Origin of the sequence: Halosolutus amylolyticus (assembly GCF_023566055.1) — an archaeon.
Taxonomy (GTDB): domain Archaea; phylum Halobacteriota; class Halobacteria; order Halobacteriales; family Natrialbaceae; genus Halosolutus; species Halosolutus amylolyticus.
The window spans coordinates 79,499-90,037 of the sequence record NZ_JALIQP010000005.1 but is presented as its reverse complement, the minus strand read 5'-3'; the positions used below and the strand labels follow the sequence as shown (position 1 = coordinate 90,037).

At 61.4% G+C, this 10,539-nt stretch carries 12 protein-coding genes; all 12 read left to right on the top strand.

Annotated features, from left to right (window positions below):
• Positions 1-76 precede the first annotated feature (76 nt).
• Complete coding sequence (locus MUN73_RS18450) at positions 77-259, top strand: cytochrome oxidase (RefSeq protein WP_382182570.1); 183 nt, start codon at positions 77-79, stop codon at positions 257-259.
• A gap of 6 nt (positions 260-265) precedes the next feature.
• Positions 266-1,153 (top strand): cytochrome c oxidase subunit II, encoded by an 888-nt coding sequence (locus MUN73_RS18445; protein ID WP_250141978.1) that lies wholly within the window; start codon positions 266-268, stop codon positions 1,151-1,153.
• A complete protein-coding gene (locus tag MUN73_RS18440; RefSeq protein WP_250141977.1) occupies positions 1,146-2,894 on the top strand; it encodes a b(o/a)3-type cytochrome-c oxidase subunit 1 in 1,749 nt (582 codons plus the stop codon). Before MUN73_RS18445 ends, MUN73_RS18440 begins: the two co-directional genes overlap by 8 nt.
• Before the next feature lie 15 nt (positions 2,895-2,909).
• Positions 2,910-3,101: a CbaC protein gene (locus MUN73_RS18435; protein ID WP_250141976.1), complete on the top strand. Its 192-nt coding sequence runs from the start codon at positions 2,910-2,912 to the stop codon at positions 3,099-3,101.
• 185 nt (positions 3,102-3,286) lie between these two features.
• On the top strand, positions 3,287-4,543 hold the full coding sequence (locus tag MUN73_RS18430; protein WP_250142141.1) for a tRNA (N(6)-L-threonylcarbamoyladenosine(37)-C(2))-methylthiotransferase: 1,257 nt from the start codon (positions 3,287-3,289) through the stop codon (positions 4,541-4,543).
• A gap of 274 nt (positions 4,544-4,817) precedes the next feature.
• Positions 4,818-5,606, top strand: coding sequence for a hypothetical protein (locus tag MUN73_RS18425; protein WP_250141975.1), 789 nt, complete (start codon positions 4,818-4,820; stop codon positions 5,604-5,606).
• A gap of 232 nt (positions 5,607-5,838) precedes the next feature.
• The gene (locus MUN73_RS18420) at positions 5,839-6,567 is read left to right on the top strand and encodes an ABC transporter ATP-binding protein (protein ID WP_250141974.1); all 729 of its coding nucleotides are present in this window, start codon (positions 5,839-5,841) and stop codon (positions 6,565-6,567) included.
• Positions 6,568-6,726: 159 nt separating this feature from the next.
• Complete coding sequence (locus MUN73_RS18415; protein WP_250141973.1) at positions 6,727-8,184, top strand: hypothetical protein; 1,458 nt, start codon at positions 6,727-6,729, stop codon at positions 8,182-8,184.
• Positions 8,185-8,241: 57 nt separating this feature from the next.
• Positions 8,242-8,817 carry a hypothetical protein gene (locus MUN73_RS18410; RefSeq protein WP_250141972.1) on the top strand — a complete coding sequence of 192 codons (576 nt, stop codon included), beginning with the start codon at positions 8,242-8,244 and terminating at the stop codon, positions 8,815-8,817.
• Between the two features lie 2 nt (positions 8,818-8,819).
• On the top strand, positions 8,820-9,671 hold the full coding sequence (locus tag MUN73_RS18405; protein ID WP_250141971.1) for a hypothetical protein: 852 nt from the start codon (positions 8,820-8,822) through the stop codon (positions 9,669-9,671).
• 200 nt (positions 9,672-9,871) lie between these two features.
• Entirely contained in the window at positions 9,872-10,147 is a 276-nt protein-coding gene (locus MUN73_RS18400; RefSeq protein ID WP_250141970.1) for a hypothetical protein, read from the top strand.
• Positions 10,117-10,482, top strand: coding sequence for a TrkA C-terminal domain-containing protein (locus tag MUN73_RS22820; protein ID WP_425492737.1), 366 nt, complete (start codon positions 10,117-10,119; stop codon positions 10,480-10,482). Before MUN73_RS18400 ends, MUN73_RS22820 begins: the two co-directional genes overlap by 31 nt.
• The last annotated feature ends 57 nt before the right edge of the window (positions 10,483-10,539 follow it).

The window sequence follows — 10,539 nt, the reverse complement described above, 5'->3', positions numbered from 1 at the left end:
TAGCGGTGAAATCGGGCTACCGATTTATACGCCCTGGCGTGGTCGGGAGGCAAGTATGTCAGACGCGAACACCACCATGTCGGACGCGAACGCCCACGAGCTAGCGGCACCGGATCGATCGCTGAGCCACGAGGAGTACGATCCGGTGGGAACGCTGGTACTGATCGCGCTGTACTTTCTGGTGCTCGTGTTGCTGTGGCTGTTCACGTACTTCGTCGAGTTTCTCGGGAACGCCCCGACGCCGCTGCTGATCGGGTGAGTTCGCATGAACATCCACACCTACGAGAAAGCCTGGCTCGCCGCGGCGCTCGTGTTGATCGTCGGATTCATCGTGACGATCACCTACGGCTCGGTCGGACTCGGCATTTCGATGATCGACGACAGCGAGGAGGTGATGTCACCGGGCGACATCAGCGAGGACGATCGGTTCGGCGAACCGCGCGTCGAGCAGGTCGGCGAGAACGAGTACGAGGCGTACGTCGTCGCCCGGACGTTCATCTTCCAGCCCGACCCGATCGAGGTGCCCGCGAACAGTGAGGTAACGTTCTACGTGACGAGTCCGGACGTGATCCACGGCTTCAGCGTCGTCGGGACGAACACCAACACGATGGTCATTCCCGGCGAGGTGTCGACGATGACCGTCGAGTTCGACGAGGCGCGGGAGTACGGGGTGATCTGTCACGAGTACTGCGGTTCCCAGCACCACACCATGGAGGGGAAACTCAACGTCGTTCCCGAGGACGAGTTCGACATGACCGAACTGTCGGTCGAGGCTCCCGACGAGGTCGAACCCGGCAACGAAACCGAGTTCGAGGTCACGGTCGAGAACGGGCAACTCGAGGACCTCGAGACGACGGTCGCGCTCGAGATCGGCAACGAGACGTTCGAGGAGGACGTGACGGTCGGCGGCGACGACAGCGAGACGGTGACGTTCACGGTCGATACTGCCGATCTCGGCGAGGGCGACCACGACTGGACGGTCACCGTCGACGACTACGAGGAGACCGGGACCCTGACGGTGGCGGAAGCCGGTGACGAGGGCGAGCAGGGCGACGACGGCGGCGATGGGACCGAGACCGACGATGGGAACGAAACCGAGGCCGACGACGGGAACGAGACCGGGACCGACGGCGAGGGTGATGCCGATGCGTGAGACGTTCGCCGACGAGTACCCGGATCAGGCGCGTCTCGTTCGGCTGGTGTTTACCTCCTCGTTCGTCGCGTTCGGCGTGGGCGCGTTCTTCGGTCTCATCCAGGCGTTTCACCGGACCGATATCTACCGGTTCATCGAGTCGGAGGCCTACTACACCGTGTTGACGGGCCACGGCGTCTTTCTCGTGGTTACGTTCACGATCTTCTTCCTCGTGGGCGTCTATCAGTGGGCGGTCACCGACAGCCTCGGGCGCGGTCCCGTCGACATGCGACTCACGTGGGGCTGGTACGGGCTGATGGTCACCGGGACGCTCCTGGCGGCGTTCGCGATCCTGGCCGGCTTCGTCGAGGCGATCGACGTGAGTTCGGACACGCTCTTTACGTTCTACGCGCCGCTGCAGGGCCACCCGATCTTTTACGTCGGCCTCGTCGTCTTCGTCGTCGGGACGTGGCTCGCGGGCGTCGACTGGTTCCGCTCGTGGTGGGCCTGGAAGGGTGATCATCCCGGCCAGCGGATCCCGCTGCCGACGTTCATGGTACTGACGACGATGATCATGTGGTACGTCTCGTCGATCGGCGTCGCCGTGTCGATTCTCGCGTTCATCCTGCCGTGGTCGCTCGGCATCGTCGAGTCGATCAACCCGCTGCTGACGCGGACGCTGTTCTGGTACTTCGGCCACTCCGTCGTCTACTTCTGGCTCCTGCCGGCGTACCTGCTGTGGTACATCCTGCTACCGAAGCTCTCCGGGGGACGGCTGTTCAGCGACCCGCTCGCTCGCGTCGTCTTCATCCTGTTCGTCCTGCTGGGGACCCCCGTGGGGATCCACCACCAGTATCTCGACCCCGGAATCGCTGAGGGGTTCAAGTTCATCGCGATGACGAACACGATGTTTCTCCTCCTGCCGAGCTTTCTGACGGCGTTTACGATCGTCGCCAGCATGGAACACGGTGCCCGCCAGCGCGGCGGCGAGGGCTACCTCGGCTGGCTGACGGCGTTACCGTGGCGGGAGCCGGCGTTCACCGGGATGGCGCTGGCCGGTGCCGTCTTCGCGTTCGGCGGGTTCACCGGCATCGTCAACGCCGGGATGAACATCAACTACCTCGTCCACAACACGCTCTGGATCCCCGGCCACATCCACACGCAGGTGGGAACCGCGGCCGCGCTGACGTTCATGGCCGGCTCCTACTGGCTCGTCCCGCAACTGACCGGGAACCGCCTCGTCGGACGGGGGCTCGGACTGGTCCAGGTCCTCCTCTGGTTCATCGGCATCGTCTTCATGACGAACTCGATGTACCGCGGCGGACTGGCCGGGATGCCCCGCCGAACGGCCGAACCGCAGTACGAGGGGTTCGAGTACGAGACCGTCGTCGGCTCGATGGGGGAACTCGACGCCCAGCTCGCGATCGGGGGCACCCTGCTGTTCATCTCGGCGATGCTGTTCCTCGCGTTGATGCTCCTGACGGCGTTCAACGGGGACAGCGAGCCGATCGACGATCACCGGATCCCGCGACCGCTGTCGGGCCCCGAGGACTCGCCGCGAGTGCTCGACAACCTGAAGCTGTGGGCCGGCATCGCGATCGTCCTGCTGGTGCTCGCGTACGGGTTCCCGCTGGCCAGCATCGTCGCGAGAGGCGGCCTGTTCGGGCCGGACGTCGGCCCGTTCCCCGTCCTGATCGACCCGTCGAGTTTCGTATCGTTCCTCCGTGGGACCGTCGAGAGTAGCCTCGCCAGCGTCGGCTAGCCCAGTGATCGATCGATGCGGACTACGCTCCCCCGGCTGTTTCTCGTGATCGCGATTCTCGTCGTGCTCATCGTCGAACTCCGGACTGCGCTCGCGTTCTTCGGCGTGCAGGTGTCGTTTACGACGACGATCGTCGCCGGCGTCGTCGTGACAGGCCTGGTCGTCCTCTGGGCTGTGATTCCGACCGACGATCGATCGGGAGGGTGAACGGTGGCTGCCGGTCACCGGCCCCGGCGGTCGGAGACCGCCCGCTCGCACCCTGAACCGTCGCCGACGGCGATGACCGCTCGCGTGCGACCGGCGGACGAGTCCCCGTCGGCCGACAGTCCCGCGGTCCAACCGGGATCCGTCGGGCTTTTGCCCTCCCGGACCCGACGATTGTGCAACGACGAATGGCCCGGTACCACATGGAGACGTACGGCTGTACGTCCAACCGCGGGGAGAGCCGCGAGATCGAGCGACGGCTCCGCGACGCGGGCCATTACCGCGTCGACGGTGCGGAGGAGGCCGACGTCGCCATCCTCAACACCTGTACCGTCGTCGAGAAGACCGAACGGAACATGCTCCGCCGGGCCGAGGAACTGGCCGAGGAGACCGCCGATCTGTTCATCACGGGCTGTATGGCCCTCGCGCAGGGCGAGGAGTTCGCGAAGGCCGACGTCGACGGGCGGATCCTCCACTGGGACGAGGTGCCGGAAGCGGTCACCAACGGCGAGTGTCCGACGACGACGCCCGACGCCGAACCCGTCCTCGACGGCGTCGTCGGCATCCTGCCGATCGCGCGGGGCTGCATGTCCGACTGTTCGTACTGCATCACCAAGCACGCGACGGGCAAGATCGACTCGCCGTCGATCGAGGAGAACGTCGAGAAGGCCCGGGCGCTGATCCACGCCGGCGCGAAAGAGATCCGGATCACTGGCCAGGACACCGGCGTCTACGGCTGGGACGAGGGCGAGCGCAAACTCCACCGGCTGCTCGATCGGATCTGCGACATCGAGGGCGACTTCCGGGTCCGCGTGGGGATGGCCAACCCCAAGGGCGTCCACGGCATCCGCGAGGAACTCGCCGCGGTCTTCGCCGAGAACGAGGAACTGTACGACTTCCTGCACGCGCCGGTCCAGTCGGGCAGCGACGACGTGCTCGGCGACATGCGCCGCCAGCACCAGGTCCAGGAATACCTCGAGGTCGTCGACGCCTTCGACGAGGCGCTCGACTACTGGACGCTCTCGACGGACTTCATCGTCGGCTTCCCCACCGAGACCGACCACGATCACGAACAGTCGATGGCACTCCTCCGGGAGACCCGACCGGAGAAGCTCAACGTCACCCGCTTCTCGAAGCGGCCGGGCACCGACGCCGCCGACATGAAGGGGCTGGGCGGCACGATCAAGAAGGAGCGATCGAAGGAAATGAGCGCGGAAAAGCGCGAGATCGTCGGCGAGGCCTACGCCGACATGGTCGGCGAGCGTCGCGAGGACTGTCTCGTCGTCGAGGATGGAACTGCCGATTCGGTGAAGTGTCGCGACTCGGCCTACCGGCAGATCATCGTCCGGAACGCGAGCGATCATGGCATCGAGCCCGGCGACTTCGTCGATCTCGAGATCACGGCCCACGAGACGATGTATGCGTTCGGGAAGCCGCGCTCGTAGGATCGCGGATCCGAAGCCGAGATTCGCGCTCGTCGAGGCCCGCCGCGTCGAGACCGACCGATCGTGCCTTCTGCCTTCCGGTAACTCTCGTCGCTGGCCGGACCGCTAGACGTTCAAACCCATCCGAATCGGATTTTCCGGTGGAACTTCAGGAATGACGCTCGCGTATTAAAATACAATCTTGCCAATAATGTATTCTATACCCCTAGATTAATATATAACTATATTTCTCATTTACAATATATTTATATATAGTTGGGTAGAATACATTTTCGTGGTTCGATATCCACTCGAAGTTTCGACCCGACTTGTATCGCACGCTCGAACTGCGTTCTCCTTCGGAGAGACGCCAGACGACCGAACTCCCGCCTCCGGTGTAGACCGGGACAAGCGAACCGAGCGCCGTCGTTCGCCACGGATTCTCGAACTCGACGGAGAGGAACTCCCCGACGACCTCGACGATTTCGAAGGGGTAATCGGACTGCTCCGCGCCGAGGAAGACTCGGACCTCATCAAGGAGTTCGAACGCGCCGTCCGCGATGCCGATCCGGATCGGATCCGACGCGTTCACAAACGACTGGAAACTGCCGCACGAACCGAAAACGAGGATAGCGGTGCGGTGGCTGATCTGACCTACCACAGCGAACCGGTTATCAGCGAACTCGGACTCGAAACGGAGAGTGCAGTCGCCGCCGACTTCGCAGCGTTTACCGGTGGTGACCTCGATCGCGACGCGTTCGAAGTCCGCGAGTACGCCGCGACGGACGACGCCGAGTACGAGTACCAGGTAGTTGTCGTCTCACCGACCAAGTCCGAGGCCGAGCGAGACGCCGCCGCTCTGGCACCGGAAACCGTCCAGGAACCGTCGCTCAAAGTCCAACCATCGGAAGCGTCGGCCGTCACGCTCGTCGCCGCCGGCGCAGTTCTGGGCGCCGCCGCCGTCTACAGTAGCGGATCCGCAGACAACGCCGTCAACGAACTCGATTCGAGAAGTGTCGCGGCTGTCGAGGAGGGGGCGTCGGTCGACGCGCTCGTCGACACACGAAAGCAACTGCACGGATAACGGTCACCGAGCAACGATCGTTGAGACGAGGCATCGTTCACTCTCGTCTCACTTCTAGGGGGTCTGAAAAAACTGCTCGTGTTCTCCCCGACCGTGCGGCGTGACCCGACGGTGAGGCCCGGAGAGTCGCGCGATTCGTCTTTCGATCTCTGCCGCCCGCATCGGGCGAAAACGATGGGCGTTGTCGGGAAGAAATACTTAAGTGAACGCCTTGTGAATTATCTTATATCTCATGGTTGCGATTAATACAACAAGTCTCCGAAAAGAATACGGCGATGTTCCCGTGATTCGTGATCTATCTTTCGTCGTTGAATCCGGGGACATCTACGGGTTTCTCGGCCCGAACGGAGCGGGAAAAACGACGGTGATGCGGATCCTCACCTGTCTCCTGAAACCGACCGCTGGATCGGCGACGGTGGCGGGAGAATCCATCGCGAATCGAGACGCAGTCACCGAAAAGATCGGATACTTACCCGAAGAGCCGCCCCTGTATCCGGAACTCACCGGACTGGAGCAGCTGGAATTTTGGGCCGGGTTTCGCGGTATGGATCCGGAGTACGCAGACGATCGAATCGAACTGTTCCTCGATCGATTCGATCTAACCGAGCACGCGAACAAGCGGATTTCCTCGTACTCGAAAGGCATGCAGCAAAAAGTAGGACTCATTCAGTCGATCCTTCACGAACCCGAGGTGTTATTTCTCGACGAACCGACGTCAGGACTGGACCCCAACGCCGTTCGAACCGTACAGGAAACGTTTCGAGAGTTCGTGAGCGACGGATCGACGGTTTTTCTCTCGACGCATATCCTTCCGGTCGTCGATACGCTGGCTGACGCCGTTGGCGTGTTACATCAGGGCGAATTGATCACTACCGGCACACCGGAAGAGTTGAAAAATCGCGTGACGTCGCCCGAAGACCAGACGCTCGAAGACGTGTTCATCGAGATCACCGAACCGTAGTTGACCCCATTCATGCTCGATTGGATAAGCAAGAGTTTCGCTCTCTTTCGAACGCGAATGCGGGCACAGTATCGGCAGATCAAATCACAACCGACAATAATCGGTATTCAGCTCGGGGTGATTCTCCTGGTCGCTCCCGCGATCGTCGGTCATCCGCCCGTGTACGAGACGCTGTGGTCGGAACCAGGCGCGTACAGTTACGGAACCCGGTTATCGACGGCGAGCGACCGAGAAGTCCTCGAGACGGTGCGCGGGATGGCCGGAGTGGTATTCCTCATCACGACGTATTTTGTCACGTTCAAGATGATCTCTAACGGAGAGCACCTCGAACGAGAGAGCGAAGCGATTCTCTCCGCAGCGACACCGCGGACCCTCGCCGTCTCCGATATGCTCACACTGACCGCGTACAGTATCCGACTGCTCGGAGCCCCGGTACTGATCGGCGCGGTTAGTTTCGGACTGGGTTCGGGGTCGGTCTTCCCGATGATCGCGGTGATCGCTGCCAGTTCGATTCTCGTACTCACGGTCGTTGCACTGGTGTATCCCAGTATACTCGCCGCCCGTCTCCTTACGGATACGGTCCTCCAAACGAGGAGAAAGCGGTCGTTCGTGACCGTGCCGTTGGTTCTGTTGATGTTCGTGATGTTTCTCGAGTTTCGTCAATCGATCTCGCTGCTGTCGACGATGCCGATAGGCTGGTACGCTGATATCGCTTTGCTGGCCCATCTCGACGAGGCATCGATCACGAACGCACTTCTGGCCCTGTTCTCCGGTCCAGTTGCCGCCGGTTTGAGTCTCCTCGTCGTCGGACGGATCGGAAACCGACTCTGGCTGACGGACCGAGTCCAGCGAAGCGACCCGACGCTATCGAACCGGAGACGATTCCGAGGGGCGAGAGGTCTCGAACGGATTATTTCGTGCCCCGTTTTCGCCGCCGTCCTGATGAACTGGATGCGAATCAGTCGTCAGCCTCGAGTATTCCTATACGGAGGATTGGTAGTCGTCCTTACTGGCGGGGCCGGAATCACTGCTGTGAGGGAGTTCCCCGCAAGCGCGCCGTTGATCGTCGCGATCTACGGAGCGGTGGCGGTCGGCGTCGGAGCGACCCTCAATCCACTGGGGAACGAGGGACCAGCGCTGACGGCCGCGCTTACCACGCGTCGCGGCGGCGAGATACTGTTGACCGGATACGCGCTCTCGGCCGCCATTCCCGGCGGACTCCTCGTGGGCATCGCAACGCTCGGTACTGCCGTAACGGTGGGAACGAGCTTGCTTACCCAGTCACTTCTCACCGTATTGGGAGGTGTCCTCGGATTCCTTTCACCGTTCATATCGATCGGAATCGGAACGGCGTTGCCAAAGTTTAGCGGGACTGACCCGACCGACAGCGCGGCCGTCGAAATCCCTCGTCTGGAAGCGGTGCTCGTCTTTCTGTTCAGTCTGGTCGTGATCGGCGTTCCGGCTGCGTTCGGTCTGTACGACGCGGGTACGCGCGGTGAGCTATCGTTCGCTCTGTTAGCCGGACCGATCGCAACCGTACTTCTCGGTTCGGCTATCGGTTGGGCCTCCTTCCGCTACGGCGTCGCGGCGATCGGGGACCTCGAAATTACCTCGTAGGATCGAACACCCAAGTATCACCGATAAATTTAATATAGTATCTTCTATATTATTGGTGTGAGAGTAGTAGATATACTCGTAGTTTCGGTCTTCGGAGTGTGGTTCGGCCTCACGGTTATCAACTCGACGAACCGGGGGAGTACGGTTCTCGCGCGGATTCTCGGGCCGATGAACACGCTCGTCCCGAAGTGGAACTTTTTCTCACCGCATCCGGGGCAGTACGACTACCACTTGTTCTACCGAGACCGTCGCGTCGATGACTCCGTAACCGATTGGAAACAGATCGAACTCTTCGATAGATCGGGGAGAAAGACCCAGTGCATCTGGAACCCCGAGATCTACCGGACGAAGCTGATATTCGACATCGTGGTGAATCTCGGAACGAACGTAAAAAACGAGAATATCGACGCGATCCGTCTCGAAGGGACGGAACGTGAGTGCGGGGACGGTGGACTACAGACGATAGAGTTGGGTTCGAACGAACTCTCGGTATACTACTTGACGCTACTGAATTACGTTACCGAACGACCGCACTCCGAGATAGACACGGAAACGCAGTTTATGGTGATGCAGCATTCGCGCGCCATGGACCGACACGAACCGCATTTCGTGTCACGGTTTCATAACTTGTAGCGATGGTCGGACTAGAAACCGGAACGTATCTTTCTGAGTTGGGGACTAACTCGGCGCTGGTCATCAGGGTAATAACCGTACTGATCGGGGCGCTCGCGATAGTGACGTCGTTAGAACACTTCGCGACCCGCGATCGATTCGGGGACGACGGATTGCTGAGTTGGAAAATCACGCAACTCTACATTCGTACTGGGAGGGTGCTCCCGCCGCTCATGGAACGGGTGTTGCAGCGGCCGTTTTTCCAGGGTATTTTAGTCGCCAGGGTGGCGATCGCAGTCCTTCTCGTAGCCCTCGCCGTCCTCGGCCACGTCTCCGTCCTCCTGCTCGGGTTGTTGTTCGCGACCAACGTCGCCCTCACGTATCGGTTCCTTGGCGGCCTTACCGGAACGTTTCAAGTCTCGATGATTACGCTTCCTGCACTGGCTGTAGCAGTGTGGTTTCCCGACGGAAGCGTTGCGCAAACCGCAGCGATCGCGTTTATCGCGGCTCAAATCGTCCTTTCGTACTTCGTCGCGGGAGTCAGCAAACTCGTCTCCAGGGAGTGGCAGACCGGAACAGCGCTCGGGAGTATCTTCTCCACGGAGATGTACGGTAACGGGACCGTCTATCGTCTCCTGACTCGGTTTCCGAAACTACAGTTCGCGGGGGCGTGGATGGTTATCGGATTCGAGACCGCGTTCCCGGTCGTCCTCTTCGGAAACGATGCCGTTCTGACCCTCGTCCTCGGCGCCGGAGTTCTCTTCCACGTGTTCAACGCGGTTTTTATGGGGTTGAACAATTTCCTGATCGGATTTCCGGCTACCTATCCCGCGATCATCTATACGAACAAGCTGCTGCACGGGATCCTTCTCTGAGTCGGATCGCAGTATCGACAAGGCTCGAGTCTTTCCACCCGACGGTCGCTCAGCGGGCCGCGTAGATGGTCACCAAGTCGGGTGTGCCGGAAGACCACGACGGGAAAACGCGCAGGCTATCGGGGGAGGACGTCGGTCGATCGAGGAGGCTTCAAATCGCTGTTGAACGATTTTTAAACGACTCCTGAGAAGACGAGAGTGTGACAGCCGGCCCGACGGTGCTCCTGCAGGCGGAGACGGCGCTGACCCCCGAGATCACCGTCGTCTTCGCGATCGTCACGGTCGTCCTCGCGCTCTTCGTCCTCGAACCTGTGCCCGTGGACGTGACCGCGCTGGGGCTGCTCGTGACGCTGGTGATCCTCGAACCCTGGACCGGCGTGACGTCCGCCGACGGCCTCTCGGAGTTCGCGAGTTCGGCGACGCTGACGGTGCTCGCGATGTTCACGTGGTGGTCCTCCTCCGCGGATCGCCGTTAGTGGGCGAGACGCTCTCCAGCGCTGGCGTCCGACAGCGGTTCGACGTGACCGTCGTCGCGGTCAGGCGCGGCGATAGCGTCGTCCGCACACGAATGGGCCAACTGCGACTGCAACCGGGCGCCGGGCGACGCGTTGCTCGTCTAGGCCGGCTATCGGGCGCTCGAACGGCTCGTCGAGAATCGAACGATGGTGGTCAACGAGCACGGGCCCGCCAGTTACGATCGCTCGAAGATTCCGATCGCGGTGGGGCTCGTCGTGGCCGTCATCGGCGTGACCGCCCTGGACTGGCTGCCGATAGACGATGTACGCGTTCGGAGAGCCGGTGTAGCGGCTGACCATCGACGTCGGCGGCCGACCGGTTTCGCGATCAATTCCCACGGACTGGGAGGGAG

What these genes read in the sequence shown, in the direction of transcription:
- MUN73_RS18445 (WP_250141978.1), top strand. Translation starts at nt 266, where the DNA reads ATGAACATCCACACCTACGAGAAAGCCTGGCTCGCCGCGGCGCTCGTG.
- MUN73_RS18430 (WP_250142141.1), top strand. Translation starts at nt 3,287, where the DNA reads ATGGCCCGGTACCACATGGAGACGTACGGCTGTACGTCCAACCGCGGG.
- MUN73_RS18440 (WP_250141977.1), top strand. Translation starts at nt 1,146, where the DNA reads ATGCGTGAGACGTTCGCCGACGAGTACCCGGATCAGGCGCGTCTCGTT.
- MUN73_RS18450 (WP_382182570.1), top strand. Translation starts at nt 77, where the DNA reads ATGTCGGACGCGAACGCCCACGAGCTAGCGGCACCGGATCGATCGCTG.
- MUN73_RS18420 (WP_250141974.1), top strand. Translation starts at nt 5,839, where the DNA reads ATGGTTGCGATTAATACAACAAGTCTCCGAAAAGAATACGGCGATGTT.
- MUN73_RS18405 (WP_250141971.1), top strand. Translation starts at nt 8,820, where the DNA reads ATGGTCGGACTAGAAACCGGAACGTATCTTTCTGAGTTGGGGACTAAC.
- MUN73_RS18435 (WP_250141976.1), top strand. Translation starts at nt 2,910, where the DNA reads ATGCGGACTACGCTCCCCCGGCTGTTTCTCGTGATCGCGATTCTCGTC.